The 20,483-nt window shown below is 47.0% G+C and carries 16 protein-coding genes; 13 read left to right on the top strand and 3 right to left on the bottom strand.

All coding sequences use genetic code 11. The features are described from left to right. Positions 1 to 5: 5 nt before the first annotated feature. The 5 genes from basC (at position 6) to ABLA76_RS05110 (ending at position 5,466) form a co-directional block, all read left to right on the top strand. On the top strand, positions 6 to 1,316 hold the full coding sequence (gene basC, locus ABLA76_RS05130) for a putative histamine N-monooxygenase (protein ID WP_348987117.1): 1,311 nt from the start codon (positions 6 to 8) through the stop codon (positions 1,314 to 1,316). Between the two features lie 22 nt (positions 1,317 to 1,338). Beyond that, positions 1,339 to 2,493 carry a histidine decarboxylase gene (locus ABLA76_RS05125; RefSeq protein ID WP_348987116.1) on the top strand — a complete coding sequence of 385 codons (1,155 nt, stop codon included), beginning with the start codon at positions 1,339 to 1,341 and terminating at the stop codon, positions 2,491 to 2,493. 110 nt (positions 2,494 to 2,603) lie between these two features. Then, positions 2,604 to 3,401, top strand: coding sequence for an ABC transporter ATP-binding protein (locus tag ABLA76_RS05120; protein ID WP_348987115.1), 798 nt, complete (start codon positions 2,604 to 2,606; stop codon positions 3,399 to 3,401). A 2-nt stretch (positions 3,402 to 3,403) separates the two neighbouring features. Further along, the gene (locus ABLA76_RS05115; protein WP_348987114.1) at positions 3,404 to 4,414 is read left to right on the top strand and encodes an iron ABC transporter permease; all 1,011 of its coding nucleotides are present in this window, start codon (positions 3,404 to 3,406) and stop codon (positions 4,412 to 4,414) included. Then, a complete protein-coding gene (locus tag ABLA76_RS05110; RefSeq protein WP_348987113.1) occupies positions 4,411 to 5,466 on the top strand; it encodes an iron ABC transporter permease in 1,056 nt (351 codons plus the stop codon). The genes ABLA76_RS05115 and ABLA76_RS05110 overlap by 4 nt, the downstream gene beginning before the upstream one ends. 161 nt (positions 5,467 to 5,627) lie before the next feature. Here ABLA76_RS05110 and ABLA76_RS05105 read toward each other — a convergent pair whose 3' ends face one another. Beyond that, on the bottom strand, positions 5,628 to 8,351 hold the full coding sequence (locus ABLA76_RS05105; protein WP_348987112.1) for a family 78 glycoside hydrolase catalytic domain: 2,724 nt from the start codon (positions 8,349 to 8,351) through the stop codon (positions 5,628 to 5,630). Here ABLA76_RS05105 and ABLA76_RS05100 point away from each other — a divergent pair. From ABLA76_RS05100 to astE, 6 genes are all read left to right on the top strand, one after another. Next, on the top strand, positions 8,340 to 8,552 hold the full coding sequence (locus tag ABLA76_RS05100; RefSeq protein WP_348987111.1) for a hypothetical protein: 213 nt from the start codon (positions 8,340 to 8,342) through the stop codon (positions 8,550 to 8,552). The genes ABLA76_RS05105 and ABLA76_RS05100 overlap by 12 nt on opposite strands. A gap of 449 nt (positions 8,553 to 9,001) precedes the next feature. Then, the gene (locus ABLA76_RS05095) at positions 9,002 to 10,213 is read left to right on the top strand and encodes an aspartate aminotransferase family protein (RefSeq protein ID WP_348987110.1); all 1,212 of its coding nucleotides are present in this window, start codon (positions 9,002 to 9,004) and stop codon (positions 10,211 to 10,213) included. Between the two features lie 23 nt (positions 10,214 to 10,236). Then, positions 10,237 to 11,265, top strand: coding sequence for an arginine N-succinyltransferase (gene astA, locus ABLA76_RS05090; protein ID WP_348987131.1), 1,029 nt, complete (start codon positions 10,237 to 10,239; stop codon positions 11,263 to 11,265). Between the two features lie 90 nt (positions 11,266 to 11,355). After that, complete coding sequence (gene astD / locus ABLA76_RS05085) at positions 11,356 to 12,837, top strand: succinylglutamate-semialdehyde dehydrogenase (protein WP_348987109.1); 1,482 nt, start codon at positions 11,356 to 11,358, stop codon at positions 12,835 to 12,837. Positions 12,838 to 12,853: 16 nt separating this feature from the next. Further along, complete coding sequence (gene astB / locus ABLA76_RS05080) at positions 12,854 to 14,197, top strand: N-succinylarginine dihydrolase (protein WP_348987108.1); 1,344 nt, start codon at positions 12,854 to 12,856, stop codon at positions 14,195 to 14,197. Between the two features lie 12 nt (positions 14,198 to 14,209). Then, on the top strand, positions 14,210 to 15,253 hold the full coding sequence (gene astE, locus ABLA76_RS05075) for a succinylglutamate desuccinylase (protein ID WP_348987107.1): 1,044 nt from the start codon (positions 14,210 to 14,212) through the stop codon (positions 15,251 to 15,253). Between the two features lie 166 nt (positions 15,254 to 15,419). Here the strand turns inward: astE and pta are convergent, their stop codons facing one another. Then, entirely contained in the window at positions 15,420 to 17,564 is a 2,145-nt protein-coding gene (gene pta, locus ABLA76_RS05070; RefSeq protein WP_348987106.1) for a phosphate acetyltransferase, read from the bottom strand. 101 nt (positions 17,565 to 17,665) lie between these two features. Then, a complete protein-coding gene (ackA, locus tag ABLA76_RS05065; protein WP_348987105.1) occupies positions 17,666 to 18,868 on the bottom strand; it encodes an acetate kinase in 1,203 nt (400 codons plus the stop codon). A gap of 263 nt (positions 18,869 to 19,131) precedes the next feature. Here ackA and yfbV point away from each other — a divergent pair, with 263 nt between their 5' ends. Beyond that, positions 19,132 to 19,587 carry a terminus macrodomain insulation protein YfbV gene (yfbV, locus tag ABLA76_RS05060; protein WP_285810019.1) on the top strand — a complete coding sequence of 152 codons (456 nt, stop codon included), beginning with the start codon at positions 19,132 to 19,134 and terminating at the stop codon, positions 19,585 to 19,587. A 77-nt stretch (positions 19,588 to 19,664) separates the two neighbouring features. Continuing rightward, positions 19,665 to 20,324: a sugar phosphatase gene (locus ABLA76_RS05055; protein WP_348987104.1), complete on the top strand. Its 660-nt coding sequence runs from the start codon at positions 19,665 to 19,667 to the stop codon at positions 20,322 to 20,324. Positions 20,325 to 20,483: the final 159 nt, after the last annotated feature.

The raw sequence follows: 20,483 nt of genomic DNA, 5'->3' as shown, positions 1-20,483 counted from the left end.
TTAATATGAATAATATTGACCTGATCGGTATTGGTATTGGCCCCTTCAATCTGGGATTAGCGGCGCTGCTTTCGTCACACTCTGATCTGACCAGCCTTTTCCTCGAACGTAAGCTTGAGTTTCGCTGGCATGAGGGGCTCCTGTTACCCGGTACAACGTTGCAGGTTCCATTCCTGGCGGATCTGGTAACAATGGCGGAGCCTACACACCCTCTGAGTTTTCTTAATTATCTTCATAAACATGATCGTCTTTACAAATTCTATTATTATGAAAACTTTCAAATCCCGCGCCAGGAATATGACCATTATTGCCGATGGGTGACGCAACAGCTTCCCTCCTGCCAATTCGGTGAAAACGTTACTGATGTGGCTTATGATCCGGTTTCCGATCATTTCATGATTGAAAGTAAACCTCATACGGGACCGACGCATCAGTATTACAGTCGTCATCTTGCTATCGGTATAGGAACCGCTCCGTTTCTGCCTGAGTGGGCTAAAATCCAGACCAAAGCGCCTATCTTACATTCGGCAGAATTCATAAACAGGCGTGCACAGCTCTCAACATGCCGGCGTGTCACGGTAATTGGTTCAGGGCAAAGTGCTGCCGAATGCGTGCTAGCGCTCCACAATGCATTGACGCCTGAAATGATAGAGGCCGGTGCTTCAATCCAGTGGATCACCCGATCTGCCGGTTTTCATCCTATGGAATCGTCGAAACTCGGTCAGGAATGTTTCACGCCGGCCTACATGAACCATTTTCACAATATAACAAGAGAGAAACGCCGCAAGATCGTGTCGGGTCAGGGGGGACTTTATAAAGGTATCAGCGTCTCAACTATCGCAGATATTTTCGACATTTTGTATGAAGGCTCCATCGGTGGCCGTGATCCAGGACTTTTGCTTGTTTCAAATTGCGAAGTCGAGCAGGTAGAAAACACCGGAGACTCTGAGGCGTTGCGGGTCGTTTTTCGTCATCGGCATCTCGATAAAGTCGGCGTCATTGAAACCGATGCTATTGTTGCTGCTACAGGTTATGAGCATACCAGCCCCGAATGGTTAGAAGGACTCAAAAATACCGTGCTTGCAACCGACGATTATGGCGATTTTATTGTAAAAGAGGACTTTAGCGCTCAGCGCCTTGACAAAGGAAAAGGCTTTATTTTCGTCCAGAATGCTGAGATTTTTCAGCACGGTATTGGCTCTCCCGATCTGGGGCTTGGCGCGTATCGCAATGGGATTATTGCCAACCAGCTTCTTGGGCGAGAGTATTATCACTTGCCTAAAAACTCATCATTCCAGAGCTTTGATCTATCATAGTGTTACGATACAGGAGATAAAGATGACATTGTCCCTTGCGGATAAGAACAAGCTAGATGCGTTTTGGCATTACTGTGTTAAAAACCAGTATTTCAATATCGGCTATCCTGAGTCCTCAGACTTTGATTATTCTTATTTACAGAGATTCATGCAGTTCTCTATCAACAATTGTGGTGACTGGGGAGCGGAGTGCAACTATCTCTTAAACTCTTTTGAGTTCGAAAAAGAGGTCATGAAATACTTTGCTGAACTGTTCAAAATCCCTTTCGAAGACAGTTGGGGTTATGTTACCAACGGAGGAACGGAAGGTAATATGTTCGGCTGCTATCTTGGGCGAGAACTATTCCCGGAAGGGACACTTTATTATTCAAAAGATACGCATTATTCGGTAGCTAAAATCGTCAAGTTACTGCGTATCAAATCTTGTTTAGTAGAATCCTTACCCACTGGTGAAATAGATGATAATGACCTGATGCAGAAGATCATTGCTCATAAAGAACCACATCCAATCATCTTTGCCAATATCGGCACGACACTGCGTGGTGCGGTGGATAACATAAATATTATTCAACAACGTATGCAGCAAATCGGTATCGCTCGTGAGAATTATTATCTACATGCCGACGCTGCCTTAAGTGGGATGATCTTGCCGTTCGTAGATAACCCGCAGCCTTTTACCTTTGCAGATGGTATCGACTCCATTTGTGTCTCCGGGCACAAAATGATAGGTTCCCCCATTCCTTGCGGGATTGTTGTTGCAAAACGGAAAAACGTTGAGCGTATTGCAGTCGATGTTGATTACATTTCGGCTCAGGACAGAACCATATCAGGTTCACGTAATGGCCAGACACCACTAATGATATGGGCAGCCATTTGCAGTCACTCGTTTGCCGATTGGCAGCGCCGCACCAAACACTGCCTGGAGATGGCACAATATGCCGTCGAGCGTTTCCGTGCCGCCGGGATAAACGCTTGGCGTCATGACAACTCCATTACAGTGGTATTTCCATGTCCGTCGGCAGCCGTCTGGAAGAAGTATTGTCTGGCAACGTCGGGGGATGTTGCACATCTAATCACCACGGCACATCATCGTGACAGTCGTAAAATTGACGCATTAATCAACGGTGTTATTGCGGAATCTCGTCATATAGTTCAAGTGCAGGATGCTGTCATGTGAGAGGTAAAAACAACGACATTGGGGCTTACCCTGTGATTTTGGTATGTTAGCCAAATCATAACGATTACACTGTAATTTATTTTATATAAGATAAACTGAAGGAGTCTTTGGTGCTTACAGCAAAAAATATCACCGCAATTTACGGCAAGAAAACCGTATTGCATGATTTGTCAGTAGACTTTGCCCAAGGGCGTATCACTGCACTCGTCGGGTCTAATGGCTGCGGTAAGTCGACACTTCTGAAGTCCATCATGGGTTTCATTCCCCTGAAAAGCGGAGAAATTCTGTTGGAAGGTAAGCTGATTACAGGGATAAGTCGTAAAGCACTGGCCCGAAGAATCTCTTATCTGCCGCAGGAATGCCACTGCCCGGATTACATGACACTGGGAGAGTTGATCGAGCTGGCAGCTTGTGGGCGCAATTCGCTTTTCGGTGGACCATCCTCGCGGGATCGCAAATTGTTTCAGGATGTACTGGAAATCGTCGGCTTGGCCGATAAAGCCGGTTCTCAAGTCAATGCCCTTTCAGGAGGGCAACGCCAGCGCGCCTGGGTGGCGATGGTGCTTGCACAGGACACTGATATCGTTCTTATGGACGAGCCAGTGAACCACCTGGATATCAAATATCAATACACGGTGCTTAAACTGGTTCGCGATCTCTCACTCCAGCACGGAAAAACCGTCGTTGTGGTGTTACATGATTTAAATCTAACAACGACTTTTGCCGATGATGTTGTGATGCTGAATACTGGCAGCGTCATTGCAGCAGGTGCTGTCAATAAAACGATAACGGTAGATAATATCCGGCGTGTATTCAATATTCCGGCCGATATTTTCAGTCACAACGGCAGCATTATCTGTCAGCCTTATCCGGGCATAAACCATCCTGAAAATCAGCCTAGAGTATGACAATGAAATCCAGATTGTTTTTTATATTCGCCCCTTTTGTATTGCTGCTGATCTTTTTTTCCAGTCTCTCTTTTGGCGTGAATATTGCGTCAGTTTCGCAAATTTATGCGGCCTTAACACAGCCCGAACCGCAGAACTATGAGCAGGCAGTTATTTTATATCAGCGACTGCCACGGGCTTTGATTTCTGTTTATGTCGGTGCGGTAATGGCATGCAGTGGTCTCGTCTTTCAGGGGCTTATCCGCAATCCACTGGCCTCCTCATCAACATTGGGAATCAATGCCGGTGCGGCACTGTTTGTCATCGTAGGCGCAATCAGCTTTGAGTTTGACCTGACATTACAAGGCATAGCCGCGCTTGTCGGCGGATTATTTGGTTTTTTGTCATCTCTTGCGGTATCTCGCCTGGCTGGTGTTAACGGCGTTTCTCGTGACTTGCTACTGATACTGTCAGGCACATTAATAACGATGCTTTATCTTGGAATAAGTAATGCTGTTCTTCTTGCCTATCCTGCATTACGAACCGAATATTTGAGCTGGTTAGCAGGGGCCATCAATCATGCCTATATCACAAGACTTCACCATTTCTGGTGGTTCGGTATCCTGGCCTTGATAGTACTTTTATTACTGGCACGCCCACTAACTCTTATTCTGCTCGGTTACGAAAAGGCGTTTTCGATTGGTGCAAATGCCACGATTGTTTCACGCATTGCACTGATTGCAGCCATAGTTGCATCCAGTTCTGCCGTTGCCATATGTGGTCCTATTGGTTTCGTGGGGCTGGTTGTCCCCCATATTGTCAAGCCTCTGGTTGGTCAGAATTTTATGCTGTCGCTGCCAGCTTGTGCTCTGACGGGGGCCAGTATCTGCCTGATTGCTAATCTCTGTGCACAGACACTTTTCCAGCCTTATGTCATACATACCGGCATTCTGATGGATTTTTTGGGAGGGTTGTTTTTTATCTGGATCATAAGAAAGCGCTATCTTTCAGTAACATCGGAGAGATCGTTATGAATTTCGGTCAGGCAACAGACGGACAAAGGGTATTACGTTTCGCCAACGGGTTGCAGATGCGTACCCGTGATATAAAAGTCGGTTTATACCTATTTACCATCACGATCATACTCGTGGTTATTTCTTTAAACGTCGGGGTTACGAACGTTGGTATCCGTGAATTCACGCATATGCTTTTCGGGTATTCCCTTGATCACCACCAATTTTATGCACTTTGGGTTGTACGGATACCTCATATTTTATTGGGTTTGATGGTGGGTTGGTGCGCAGCCCTTGCTGGTGCTATTTTACAGCCGATTGCCCGCAATCCACTGGCTGACCCCAGCCTTTTGGGCATAAGTCAGGGATCTATGACGATGATCATAGTCTTGCTGGCGTTTATTCCTTCCGCACCTAAAATGCTGATCGTCATTGCTGCACTAGGTGGCGGACTGATTGTTGCGTTGTTTTTGACTTTGCTCGTTGGCAATAATCGCGCAAGTGGCTTGGCAATTTTGCTGATGGGGATTGCCGTCTCATCCGTTCTTAGCTCTGTCAGTTCTTTTCTTATTCTCTATCTTCCGACAGAGTTATCCTTGAATCTTTCTGGATGGATGCAGGGATCGTTGTTTCAGGCCAATTGGTCAATTATCGCATCATTCATGCCATTATTCTTATTGAGTATTATCGGAATTCTGCTCACTGGCCCCGCGTTAAACCGCTATGAGCTTGGAAACGAACTTGCCATGTCCCTTGGGGAGCCTATCAAATATTCCCGCCCGTTGCTGATGATGTTTTCTGTTCTGTTAAGCGCAGCATCTGTCACCACAGTAGGGCCATTGAGCTTTGTGGGGATATTAGCACCGCATCTGGCTAGCTTTATTTCATCAGCTACAGGCCGCGCCCGACTGTTTCTTTCCGCTCTGGTGGGCGGCAATTTGGTCGTCGCCGCGGATATCATGACGAAAGCAGTACCTTCAGAAGTCTTTCTCCCTATCGGGTTAAGCTTCACACTCATTGGCGTACCCCTGTTCATCCTGACGATGCGGCTGAGCGCATTGCGTAAACGCTGAATACCTGGGGCGTGATATCAGTTTATTAAATAGGGCATACTATACCAATCCAACTTCAGGATGCGTGTTCTATTTCCCCGCGCTGCGGGGAAATATAAGGCCTCGCGTCGTTTTGCGAATTGGCAGTGTGGCTACATCCCGTGGGTTGAATACGTGACCATTTATTGACTCCAATCCAAAGAGAAACGGTAACTTCCCGAACCGATTTCCAGACGATTTCTACGCCCTGAAATGTCGGGGCGGATCATGTCTTCGGGTATATTATTACCGTCAAGCTTCCAGTCTTCCTGTGTTTCCGGCAGCTCTGCCTCTGCGATACAATTTGGCGGAATTTTCACATCCCATAAAAGACAATCTTTATCAAATCGCCAATGGCTCACTATCTCACCGACATGAGCGCGGTACGACGCTTTGCAAAAACCGATCTTACGGTTTGTGAGTGGCCGCAAACGAAGCTTCCTGCCAGCGGAACCCGGTACAATTTCGATACCCGCCACGCGGGAAAACATGAATTCCCCGACTGCACCGAGCGCATAGTGATTTAGCGAATTCATGTTAGCACTTTGGAAGCCGTTTTCTGGTGTCCAGCCGTCCCAACGCTCCCAGATGGTTGTCGCACCATTGCGGATAGTGAAACCCCACGAGGGGAAAGTCTCTTTCATAAGCAAATCATATGCAGTGTCGGCGTGACCGTACTCGGCAAGAACGGGACAGATAAGGCGGATCCCGTGAATACCAGCCTGAACATGACCTCCTGTTTCCTCAATGGTGCGCAACAGATGCGAAATAGCTCTCACGCGGGTGGGTTCATCCAGCAATGTGTAACTGATCGCCATCAGATACGCAGTCTGTGTATCGCTTTCCAGCACGCCATCATCAGATACAAAAGCTTTTTGGAATGCGTGGCAAATGTCACGATGCATCGCCGTAAAACGCGCCTCATCCTGCCGTCTGTTCAACAGTCTGGCTGTACATGTCATGATATCGGCCATATGTGCCCAGTATGCGGTGCTGAATAGAGGTTTTGATGTCGTTTTGCCAAGGCAAAGCCAATCTCCCCAATTGCTGAACAGAGCCTTGCAACGGATATAGCTGGGATTGTTTCGCTCAATGAAATCCATCCAGCGAACCATACCACCATAATTGCGCACTAAAATATCCACGTCACCAAACTGCTCATAAATCCGCCAGGGAAGAATAACGCCCGCGTCTCCCCACCCTGGTGCACCGCGCGGCGGCAGGGGGGCAAAACGGGTATAAACAATCGAAGGCGCAACGTCTGGAAAGACACCATCATTCGTCTGTGCATCCGTAATGTCCAATAGCCACTTATCGAAAAACGAGGATGTGTCCAAATTATAGGCAGCCGTATTGAAGAAAACCTGAGCGTCACCCAGCCAGCCCATCCGTTCGTCACGCTGGGGACAATCAGTGGGAACGGATAAAAAATTATTGCGCTGTGTCCAAACAATATTGGATTGAAGTTGATTGAGCATCGGGCTACCGCTGGTGAACGATCCTGCAATCGGCAGATCGGAATGAACAGCAATGCCGGTTAAATTTATCTTTGCCACGTCAAAATTCTCAGGTGCCGACAGCGCGATATATCGATAGCCATGAACGGTAAATCTGGGTTCAAAAACCTGTTTCCCGCCCTTTGAGATATAAATGTCCGTGGCTTGCGCAGAACGGAGATTGGCTGTGTACAACGTGCCGTCAGGTTGCAGTGCTTCACCGTGGCGCAATACGAAAACGGCATCGTGCGGCGCGTCCAGTTCCATTCTGGTAATTCCGGCAATATTCTGCCCTATATCGAATATAAATTCGCCATTCTTTGTCTTATGCAAAAGCCTTGCTGCAAATTGAGATGTCTTCCGAATTGGACAGCTACGCGCTGCATTAAGCACCGGCGGCTGCGGTAAAACGTCTAGGATTTGCGAATTCCACCAGTCTTGATCGTCAAAATCAGGGCAATCCCAACCTTGCTGTTCCAACCGTGCGTCATATTTTTCTCCAATCAATAGGTCAGAATAAATTATCGCTTCGTTGGCGCATTTCCATTGCGGATCCGTGACGATAAAATTGACGTTATTGTCTTTATCCTCGATATGTAATTGACAGAGAAAAGCCGGACGAGAACCGTAATGACTGCCGGCACGTTTGTGATTAAGGGCAACACGCCCACAATACCATCCCTCTCCCACAATCGCGCCAAGCACGTTGCGTCCTTCACACAGCAGGCTGGTGACGTCATAACTTTGATATTCGATACGTTTATGAAAGTCGGTCCAGCCAGGGGCCAACACTTGATCTCCCACCCGCTGACCATTGATGCGAAATTCGTAAAGACCCAGTGCAGTAACATAGGCTGTTGCCCGTTTTATGGGGGTGGACAGCACGAATTCCCGCCGATGGTAATCTGCGGGTAGGGCGGAATATGGGTTATCATACGGTGTGTCTTGAGGTGGGGTACGCCCGTCAGGGGGAAAGAATGAGCGCGTGATCCAACCGGCTTTCCAATCGGAGGGATCCATAAGACCGGTAAACAACATCGCCGGATCAGCAAATTTGGACACGGCACCGGTTTCATCCCAGACCTGTACTGACCAATACAAGACTTGATCGGATTTCAGTACCTTGCCTGCATAGGGAACCAGCACGGAATCAGTTGCTTCGATCCGTCCACTATCCCAAAGTTCTCCCACTCCATTCGCCACCGCTTTTTTGTCGGTGCCAACGATAATACGGTAAGCAGTTTGTCTTCTGTTTCGCCCTGTACCTGCCAGTCCCCATGTGAAGCGTGGCTGATAGGTATTGAGTCCCTGAGGTAGGAACAGGTGTTCGCATCTAAGATCGATTGGATAAAAAACAAGTTGACTGAACAATGGGGCGTCTCCTTTAAACGCTTTTGTTTATTGCACGGCAGGGAACATGGCATCCATTCATTGCCGGCCATCCGCTTACGTTTGGCCGGAGCATCCCTGGGTGAAACCACTTCGCACCCATCCTTGGTTTTATCTTGTATGTTCATCGGCCAAAGTCGCCCTGACTATTCATTAAAAACAGGCACAACAACCTGTAACTAATTGATTTTAAATAATATGATTTACCAGAATAAAAATTACTAATTGCAAATACATTTTTAAATTTATGGGTATAACTTATAACCATTATTTTGAATAATTATTAAACAGAAAGACATCATTTCCACTATCCTCAATTCCATCCCTCTTTTTATTTATTTTTTATGCATAAATAATGCATAAATTGAAAATAAAAGCATTTTTATAAATTGTGAAAAACATCATAAAGTAAATTAATTGTGATTATATTGTGTTGACTTTGTTAAATCTCAAAGGGATTATGAGGGAAATTCACGATCAAAACAGATAAAAAGGAATCCTGTAATAATGTCATTGGGAACTTCTCGAAACAGTGAATTTTTAACTTGAATAAGATCAATTATTAAAAGTTAAATTTAATGATATATAAAATTGCTCTTATTTTTATACCTTAATCATTTGAGGAAAAACAAATGCCGAACATGATTCAAAGAAATTGGTTTGACCAGTATATGGTTCCCTGTTTTTCGCCGGCAGATTTTATCCCGGTTGTCGCCAAAGGCTCGCGTGTCTGGGATCAGAGTGGTAAAGAATATATTGATTTTGCCGGTGGAATTGCGGTGAATTCACTTGGACATGCCAATGATGAATTAAAGAATGCATTAAATTTTCAAATGGAGAATATGTGGCATATCGGAAATGGCTATACCAATGAACCTGTTTTAAAACTGGCGAAAGCTCTGGTTGAAAATACATTTGCCGATAAAGTTTTTTTCTGTAATTCCGGGGCGGAAGCGAATGAAGCCGCATTAAAAATTGCCAGAAAATATGCGCTGGATAAATATGGAAATCATAAGAACGAAATTATTTCATTTGAGAATTCCTTCCACGGCAGAACATTATTTACTGTGACTGTCGGAGGGCAACCTAAATATTCTCAAGATTTTGCGCCATTGCCGCAGCAAATTACTCACCTGCCCTTTAACGATATTGATGCTATCAAGGCTCATATATCGGAAAAAACCTGCGCTGTGATTGTTGAACCGATCATTGGGGAAGGCGGGGTGATCCCTGCCGAGCCGGCATTTTTAAAAGTATTGCGGGAGTTATGTGATCAATATCAAGCGTTGCTGATTTTTGACGAAATCCAAACCGGCATGGGTCGCACCGGGTATTTGTATGCCTACGAGGGGGTTGGGGTAGAGCCGGATATCTTGACCAGTGCCAAAGGGCTGGGTGGAGGATTCCCGATAGGTGCCATGCTGGTCAGGCAACATATTGCAGAGGCTTTCCAACCAGGATCGCACGGCACAACATTTGGCGGAAATCCGCTGGCGGCAGCTGTTGCTAACAAAGTTGTCGAGTTGGTGAACCAACCGGTGTTTCTTGCCGGGGTGCAAGAGCGTCACCATGAATTTATGAGACGGATGTCCGAGATTAATCAACGTTATCAGGTATTCAGTGAGTTGCGTGGCAAGGGGTTATTGCTAGGGGCAGAGTTGGTTGAAAAATATCAGGGCAAGGCGAAAACCCTGATTAATATCGCTGCGGAAGAGGGATTGATTGCTTTGATAGCCGGCCCTAATGTGTTGCGTTTTGCGCCTGCGTTAAATATCGAACAGCAGGATATCAATGACGGTTTCATCCGCCTTGAAAACGCCCTCAAGCGATTTGTTCAGGAATAAAGCCGATTTGAGGTGATATCATGATGCTATTTAGATCCGTTCAATATGAAGATTTGGGGGATATCCTCAATCTTTCGTCCCGTGCAGGAATTGGCCTGACGACCTTACCCAATAATCAGGAACATTTGACGTCACGGATTTCACGCAGTATTGATTCTTTCAACGATGCAAAGGGACGAGCACAACAAGGATTTTTATTTACTTTGGAAGATACGGAAAAGCATCGTGTTGTTGGTGTGAGTGCACTGGAAGTTGCTGTTGGGCTGGAGGAACCTTTTTACAATTTTCGCGTACACCGATCAGTGCGGGCTTCCCGAGAATTGGGTGTTTATAACACATTTGAAACGCTGATTGTCGGGCAGGATTATACCGGATGCACCGAATTGTGTACGTTGTTCCTTGATCCCGATTACCACGGGGGAGGCAATGGTGTTTTTCTTTCCAGAAGCCGCTTTTTGTTTATTGCCGCCTTTAGGCATTTGTTCTCGAAACATATTTTTGCCGAAATGCGTGGTATTACGGATCAACAGGGTGAATCGCCATTTTGGAATGCGCTGGGGAAACATTTCTTCAATGTCTCCTTTGCGGAAGCTGATTACCTGACCGGCATTGGTTCCAAAACGTTTATTGCAGAGTTGATGCCATTTCATCCCATTTATGTCCCCTTGTTGCCCGAAGAAGCGCGCCAGACTATTGGTCAGGTACATGAAAATACGCTGCCTGCCCGCGCTATTCTGGAAAAAGAGGGTTTTGCTTATCACGATGCGGTCGATATTTTTGATGCGGGCGCCATCCTGGATGCTGAGATTGATAATGTACGCACTGTCAAAGCCAGCCGGCTTGTGCATGTTAAAAGAAGCGATCAGGTTTCCCGATCACCGGACGGTGTACAATGCATTGTCTCGAACCTGAATTTTCAGGCGTTTAAAGCACTCCTTTTGTCTGTTTCTGAATCTCTGGATAGCGATGAATTGTGGCTTACCTCCGCCGAAATGGAGGTGCTGCATGTGGATGATGGCGATCCGGTACGCTTCGCTTCTCTTTTCTCTTAGCTGTTTTCACAATTAGCTGTTTTCACAATTAACTGTTTTCACAATGAACAGCTTTGTCATTAAGCGCTGTTGCAATTGAGGAATGTCACAATGAATCATCAAGCAAATTACATTGGCGGTGAGTGGATAGCAGGGCAAGGTCTGCCTGTCGTTAAATATTCTCCTGTCGATCAACGGATTTTATGGCAGGCGAATGGCGCTTCTGTCCATCAGGTTGATGAAGCCTGCCAGACTGCCCGCAAAGCATTTCCTGCATGGTCTGGATTGGCGGTTGAAAAACGGATTGCGATTATTCAGATATTTGCTGATTTGCTGACCCAAGAAAAAGACACGATTGCCCAAGTGATCAGTGAGGAAACCAGTAAGCCTTTGTGGGAAACACGGATCGAAGTCCAATCTATGATAGGCAAAATAGCCATTTCAATTGAAGCATGGGAACAGCGAACGGGGTATTCCGAAACACCGATGCCAGACGGAAAAGCGATATTACAGCATCGTCCCCACGGCGTGATGGCTATCTTCGGTCCCTATAATTTTCCGGGGCATTTACCGAATGGACATATTGTCCCTGCGCTTATTGCCGGTAATACATTGGTGTTCAAACCCAGTGAATTAACGCCGATGACGGCGGAGAAAACCGTGGAATTGTGGATTCAGGCGGGATTGCCTGTTGGGGTGCTGAATTTGGTGCAGGGGGGCAAAGAGACCGGTGGGGCTTTGCTGGATAATCGTGAAATTGATGGAGTGCTGTTTACCGGTAGTGCGGCAACGGGATTTCATTTCCATCGTCTATTGGCCGGTCAGCCAGAAAAAATGCTGGCTCTGGAGATGGGAGGCAATAATGCCCTGATTGTGGACGATTATGATGATATTGACGCTGCGGTTTACACGCTTATCCAATCGGCATTTATTTCCGCAGGGCAGCGCTGTACCTGTGCCCGGAGGTTGCTGGTGAAGCAAGGGGAGAGGGGCGATGCGTTGATTCAACGGTTAGTTGGTGTGGCAGGCCAGATTGTGCCCGGCCATTGGAATGCTGATCCTCAGCCTTTTATCGGTGGGGTCATCTCTTTGGCGGCGGCGGAAAGTTTGCTGCAAGCTCAAACCAAGTTGCTGGATTTAGGGGGAAGCGCTTTGCTCACCTTAACGCAGCCTGATCCGCATGCGACCTTTATGACACCCGGCATCATTGATCTCACCACTATCAAAGATATTCCTGATGAAGAATATTTTGGCCCGCTGTTGACCGTGAAACGCTATACCACTTTCGATGAAGCCATTTCAATGGCAAATGATACCCGATTTGGGCTGGCAACCGGGCTAATCTCTCCTGACGCCAGCCTGTTTGAGAGGCTACAGCAAGAAGCGAGAGCGGGGATCGTTAACTGGAATAAGCCGCTGACAGGGGCATCCAGCAAGGCACCGTTTGGGGGGGTTGGGGCATCCGGTAATCACCGTCCCAGCGCTTATTATGCTGCGGATTATTGTGCCTGGCCGATGGCTTCCCTGACGGCTGAAAGTTTGGTTTTGCCTGAAACGCTGGCACCAGGGCTTAATTTTTTCATCAATCAATAGGATGTCAGAGGTGGTTATGTCAGGAGTTGAAGCAAATTTTGATGGTTTGGTGGGAATGACACACCATTACGCCGGACTGTCAACGGGTAATGAAGCCTCCATCAATCATCAGGGGAAAGGATCCAATCCTCGCAAAGCCGCACTTCAGGGATTGATGAAAATGAAGGCGCTGTCTGATATGGGGTTAGTTCAGGGGGTTTTACCCCCGCAACCGCGTCCTGACCTGCCTGCATTGCGCCAGCTAGGGTTTACCGGCAGTGATGAACAGGTATTAAATAAAGCCGCACAATATTCTCCGTTATTACTGTCTAACCTCAGTTCCGCCTCTTCCATGTGGACGGCAAATGCGGCAACGGTTTCCCCTTCATCAGACAGTGCGGATCAACGTGTCCATTTCACGGTGGCAAATTTAAATAATAAGTTACATCGTTCGTTGGAAAGCACCACGACTTCACGCGCCCTGAAAGCCACTTTTTCTGATCAAAGCTATTTTGCTCACCATGATCCTCTGCCACAACATGCGGATTGGGGGGATGAAGGTGCGGCAAACCATAATCGTTTTTGTGGCGAATATGATGAAGCTGGCGTGCAGTTATTTGTCTATGGACGCAAGGCATTGCAGGAAGGAATTGCACCTAAGCGCTATCCCGCCCGACAGACACTCGAAGCAAGTCAGGCGATTGCTCGCCTGCATCAGCTTGCAGAACCCGGAACCGTATTTGCCCAGCAAAATCCCGCTGCCATTGATAGTGGTGTGTTTCATAACGATGTTATCGCAGTGAGCAACCGTAATGTTTTTTTTCATCACCAGCAGGCTTTTTTAAATCAGCAATCAGTATTGGCTGAATTGAGGGAAAAAATGGTTCAGCGTGGGCACAGCTTGGTGGCGATTGAAGTGCCTACGGAGCTAGTCACCCTTCAGGACGCGGTCGAATCTTACTTGTTTAACAGTCAGTTGTTGAGCCAGCCGGATGGCGACATGATGCTGATTTTGCCGCAAGAGTGCCAACAAAATCACAATGTCTCAGCTTATTTGCAAGCGTTGGTAGCGAAAGGATATTCTCCCATTAAGAAGCTCCATTTTTTTGACTTGCGGGAAAGTATGCGCAATGGCGGTGGGCCGGCTTGTTTGCGACTCAGAGTGGTGTTGAACGAACAAGAGTTGGCGGCGGTAAATCCAGCGACCCTGATGACACCAGAACTGTATCAACGGCTGACCACATGGGTTGAACGCCATTATCGGGATTCCCTGTATGTCGCCGATCTCGCTGATCCACAGTTATTGAGGGAAACTTATTCTGCCCTTGATGAACTGACACAGATCCTCAAATTGGGTTCGATTTATGCGTTTCAGAATTGATCGGGAGATGAAATGGATTTACTGACTTTATTGTTTGAAAACAAAATCGAAAATCACGTGTGTTTTCCGCCAACGATTCAGTCATCATGGTTGGCGGAAGGGGTATTACAGCTATTACCGCAAAGATCGCCACAAGTACAACTCTCATCCTCGCAAGAAAACTTTGCCGATACGTTGATTATTTCTGCCGGAATTCATGGTAATGAAACGGCCCCTGTGGAAATGCTTATCCAGTTATTGTCACAACTGGCGCAGGGAAAATTGCCATTGCAACATAATCTCCTGCTGATATTTGGCAATTTATCCGCCATGTATGCCGGGCAACGATATATTGATCATGATCTCAACCGTATGTTTAGTGGTCGTTATCAAAATTTTCCTTTGGGGAATGAATCGAAGCGTGCGAGGGTGCTGGAATCTGTTATCCGGCAATTTTTCAGTGAACCGGCGGTGATGGCGTCAACGAAATATCGGCACTTCGATCTTCACACCGCAATCCGAGGTTCTTGCCATGAACAGTTCGCCCTGTTGCCCTATCAGGCGCGTGAATATGCGGCGGATTTTTTACAATGGCTGGAACAGAGCGATCTTGATGCGTTGGTATTTCATAACTCAGTCGGGGGAACGTTCAGTCACTTTACCAGCGAGCATTTCAACGTAGATAGCTGCACGTTGGAAATCGGTAAGGCGCTGCCTTTTGGACAAAATGATCTGGCAAGGTTCAGCAATATAACCACTGCCTTGCAGGATTTGCTCGCCGGTTTGCCTTCCGGCAGGCGGGCTAAACCGGCGCTTGAACGCTATCGTGTGGTTGATGCCATTATCAAACAACATGCTAGCTTTCAGCTCAATATCCCGGAGGAGACGAAAAACTTTACTGAACTACCGTCAGGTTTTGAAATCGCCCGCCAGCAACATCAATCCTGGAAGATTGAGTCTCCGGCAAACTTTATTTTGTTTCCTAATGCCCATGTTGCTGTTGGGCTACGGGCAGGGCTGTTGTTAGAGAAATTAACCTCATCAATTCATAAAACAGCAAGCCGTAGAGGTGGTTGATGACGAGAAATAACTCACTTTAAGAGAACTTAGCCAGATCCTGAATACCATGAAAAATGCCTTTCTGGCATCGGTTTCATCATAACAAAGATGAGGAATTTTATTATAAAAAATAGCCCTATGCTAACAGCGTAGGGCTATCTCATGTTTATGCAGCGAGAAAAAATTACGCGTTTTCTTGCTGAGTTGCCTGAATTGCAGTCAGTGCAACGGTATAAACGATATCATCAACCAGTGCGCCACGGGACAGGTCGTTAACGGGTTTGCGCATGCCTTGCAGCATTGGCCCGATAGAGACCAGATCGGCTGAACGCTGTACCGCTTTGTAAGTGGTATTACCGGTGTTCAGGTCTGGGAAGATGAACACGGTTGCCTGTCCTGCAACCGGTGAGTTCGGTGCCTTGGATTTCGCTACATCTGCCATGATAGCCGCGTCGTACTGTAATGGGCCGTCAATGATCAGGTCTGGGCGTTTTTCCTGTGCTAAACGGGTTGCTTCACGCACTTTTTCAACGTCGCTGCCTGCACCAGAGTTACCGGTGGAGTAAGAGATCATCGCAACGCGAGGCTCAATACCGAATGCTTTCGCAGAATCCGCAGATTGGATTGCGATTTCGGACAGTTGTTCTGCGGTTGGGTCTGGATTGATCGCACAATCACCGTAAACCAGCACTTGTTCTGGCAGCAACATAAAGAAGACAGAAGAAACCAGAGAGCTATTGGGTGCCGTTTTGATTAACTGCAATGGCGGGCGAATGGTGTTTGCTGTGGTATGAACCGCACCGGAAACCAGACCGTCAACTTCGCCTTGTTCCAGCATCATGGTGCCCAGAACAACGTTGTCTTCCAGTTGTTCGCGGGCAACAACTTCGGTCATGCCTTTGTTCTTGCGCAGTTCAACCAGACGTGGCACATAGCGTTCACGTACTGACGCAGGGCTAACAAGCTCAATACCTGCGCCCAGTTCAACGCCTTGAGCCGCCGCTACACGCCGGATCTCTTCTGGATCGCCCAGCAGGATACATTCTGCAATGCCACGTTCAGCACAGATAGCCGCTGCTTTGACAGTACGTGGTTCGTCGCCTTCCGGCAGAACGATACGCTTGCCAGCCTGACGAGCCAGTTCGGTCAACTGATAGCGGAATGCTGGCGGAGACAGCAGGTTTGGACGCTCTGATGCAGCCGCCAGAGAATCGATCCACTCGCTGCTGATATGTTGTGCAACGTAGTTCTGTACTTTTTCGATGCGCTCGTGGTCATCGGCGGGTACTTCCAGACTGAAACTTTGCAGGTTCAGGGAAGTCTGCCATGTATTGGTCTTCACAGTGAAAACGGGCAGGCCGGTGTTGAATGCACGTTCGCACAGTTCACGGATAGAATCATCAATTGAGTAACCACCGGTCAGCAACACGGCACCAATTTCAACGCCATTCATGGCTGCCAGACATGCCGTGATCAGTACGTCAGGGCGGTCAGCCGAAGTCACCAGCAGAGAACCCGGGCGGAAGTATTCCAGCATGTTAGGAATGCTGCGGGCACAGAAAGTCACGGACTTGATGCGACGGCTTTCGATGACACCTTCATTGATGATGCTAGCTTTCAGGTGCTTAGCCATATCAATTGCACGGGTAGCGATCAGATCAAAACTCCACGGGATACAACCAAGAATAGGCAGTGGACTGTTTTTGAAGATAGTTTTTGGATCGACGTTGGTAATCGTCGCTTTGGTTGATTCGTCAAAGATCTCGGATAAATCCGGGCGAGTACGGCCTTGGTCATCAACCGGTGCATTCAGTTTATTGACGATAACACCGATAATGTTTTGGTTCTTGCTGCCACCGTATTCAGCACGGCTCAGTTCAATTCTTTCTTTCAGTTGCTCTGGGCTGTTAGTACCCAGGGCTGTCACGAACACGATTTCTGCGTTCAGTGTTTTGGAGATTTCATAGTTCAGGGATTGGGCAAACGGGTGTTTGCGGGTCGGAACCAAACCTTCGAGCAGAACCACTTCCGCATCTTTGGCGTTTTCGTGGTAACGCGCCACGATCTCTTCCATTAATACGTCTTTTTTGTTAGTGGTCAGCAGTGACTCCACATACGCCATATCCAGAGGTTCAGCTGCATGGATGCTGGAGTGTGAACGGATAATGGAAGTGGTTTGATCCTGAGAACCAGTGTGACGTGGCTGTGCGATAGGTTTGAAAACGCTCAGACGAACGCCTTTTTGCTCCATGGAGCGAATAACACCCAGGCTGACACTGGTTAAACCAACGCTGGTGTCAGTAGGAATTAACATAATTGTACGGGACACGGAAACCTCTTTAACGGTTGCTCGTCAGTCAATAAATGTGACTCAGTGTGATATCTTCGTGAAAACCGCCAGCAATGCCGGCGGTTCTAAAATTATGCTGATTATGCGGTCAGACGTGCTGAATCCTGAGCAATCACCAATTCTTCATTGGTTGGGATAACCAGAGCAGGGCGGCTGTTATCTGTCGTGATAACACCTGATTTGCCAAAGCGAGCAGCAAGGTTACGCTCATGATCATATTCAAAGCCCAGCAGTGCCACTTTCTTCATGGTCAGTTCACGAACCAGCGCGGAGTTTTCACCGATGCCACCCGTGAAGATAATGGCGTCCAGACGACCTTCCATCAATGCGCTGTATGCACCGATGTATTTAGCCAGACGGTGGCAGTAAACATCCATAGCACGTTTCGCGTCAGCTTTGGTTTCGTAATTGTCTTCTACATAACGGCAATCGCTGGTGACTTCGGTCAGACCTAAGAAACCAGACTCTTTGGTCAGCAGGGTGTTGATCTGAGCAATGCTCATACCCATTGCATCGTGCAGGTGGAATACGATAGCGGGATCGATATCACCACTGCGGGTTCCCATGACCAGACCTTCCAGCGGGGTCAGGCCCATAGAAGTATCAACACACTGGCCGTTGACAATGGCAGAAACAGAACCACCGTTGCCCAGGTGGCAAGTGATGACATTCAGTGCTTCAACGGGTTTGTTCAGCATCTTGGCTGCTTCACGGGAAACATAGAAATGGCTGGTACCATGTGCACCGTAACGACGGATGCCATGCTCTTTGTACAGGTTGTAAGGCAGTGCGTACAGGTAAGCTTCTTCAGGCATGGTCTGGTGGAATGCGGTATCAAATACGGCAATATTTTTCTCAAGCAGATGAGGGAACGCTTTTTTCGCTTCAGCAATACCGATCAGGTGGGCCGGGTTGTGCAGTGGAGCAAATGGAATAGCCGCTTCAATGCCTGCGATAACTTCATCGGTGATAACCACGGAAGAAGTGAACTTCTCACCACCATGAACAATACGGTGACCGATGGCTGAGATTTGTGCAGAGAGTTCTGGCTTTTCGGCCAAGAGAGTATTAACAATGAAGTTCAGTGCTTCGCTGTGTGCTGCGCCGGCACCTAAGGCAGCTTCGTTTTTCGCACCATCCATTTTCCATTTAATACGGGCTTCAGGCAGGCCAAAGCACTCGGCTAAACCAGAAAGATATTCTTCACCATTGGCAGGATCGATGATAGCGAATTTCAGGGAGGAGCTACCGCAATTAAGAACCAGTACCAGCTTACTTGACATGGAAATACCTATTATCTTGTTGTGATCTAATCTTAAATAAGAACAATGTTAAAAATAAAATAATTTGTTAACAAACCGAACCCAATTGTTGCGAAAAAGGGCAAAATTCCTGTTTTGCTACTGCAACAACATAAAAGTCTGTGTAGGATACCGTTTGCTAGCAATAAAGACAAAATATACTTAATAGGATTAATACTACAAAAAAGATTTTATCTTTTGTAGGGATTTTTTAAAAACTATACCTTTAATTGATTGAGGTCATGATGAACACGACACCGCCTGTTAGCCAAGGTTGGTTCAAGCGTATGCAATTAGGACAGCAATATTTGAAAACCTGGCCATTGGAAAAGCAACTTGCGCCTGTTTTTCCTGAAAATCGTGTGATTAAGGCGACTCGCTTTGGTATTCGGTTTATGCCGCCATTGGCAATTTTTACTTTGACATGGCAAATCGCTCTGGGGGGGCAATTGGGACCATCGGTGGCAACGGCACTGTTTGCCTGTAGTTTGCCATTACAGGGATTATGGTGGCTGGGAAAACGTGCGGCGACACCATTACCGGAAAAATTATTGCATTGGTTTTATGAAATTCGGGAAAAATTTGCTCAGGCAGGTATTGCAATGGCACCAATAGAACGTGTCCCGACCTACTTTTCATTGGCTGAATTGCTTAAACGGGCTTTTAAGCAATTGGACAACTCTTTTATTGATGATATTTAATCCATAGGAATTATGTGGAGTAAGTATTTTATTATCACATAATGATTAACAAATAATGATGTTTAAAGGAGTCGGATTTGGTTCTGAAATGTAGAGGTTTTTTATTCGATTTGGATGGTACGCTGATTGATTCATTGCCTGTGGTTGAGCGGGCCTGGATTCAGTTTGCCGATAAAATGGGTATCGATAGGGATGAAGTGCTGAACTATGTTCATGGCACGCCGGCGATATTATCTCTCCGGCATTTTATGCCAGATGCGAGTGAAGAGGAGATCGCCGGCACTTTCAAATGGATTGAAAAAATTGAAACAGAAGATACGGCAGGCATTACAGCTTTACCGGGTGCTATCGCCCTGATTGATAAGCTGAATGCGCTGGATATTCCGTGGGCCATTGTGACATCGGGAACGGTTCCGCTTGCTTCTGCGCGTCATAAAGTAGCGGAATTACCGGAACCTGCTCATTGGGTGACGGCAGAGTCTGTTACAAATGGAAAACCAAATCCTGAGCCTTATTTGTTGGGGGCTGAGAAACTGGGATTATTGCCGGAGGAGTGTGTGGTGTTTGAAGACGCTGCTGCGGGGATCCATGCTGGGCTGGATGCGGGCTGTCAGGTTGTTGTGGTCCACGATTCCCCGGATATTCCACGCCGCGATGAAATCCAGTTGACAATTAATAATCTGGAAGATATTGAAATTGTTAAATCAGGCAGTTATGTATCGATTTATACGCGATAAACTTCAAGTTGCAATCCGCAGGACGACGCGAGGCCTTATATTTCCCCTCTGCGCGGGGAAATATAACACGCATCTTGAAGTTGGATGGGTATATACCAGTTCCTTGATCAGAACGAGGGATTTTCTCTGAGAAACATGGCTTACTGACTTTGTTAACGT

Source organism: Xenorhabdus sp. SGI240, assembly GCF_040081915.1.
Taxonomy (GTDB): domain Bacteria; phylum Pseudomonadota; class Gammaproteobacteria; order Enterobacterales; family Enterobacteriaceae; genus Xenorhabdus; species Xenorhabdus bakwenae.
The sequence above is the reverse complement of the archived record's forward strand: the minus strand, read 5'-3'. Positions and strand labels throughout refer to the sequence as shown.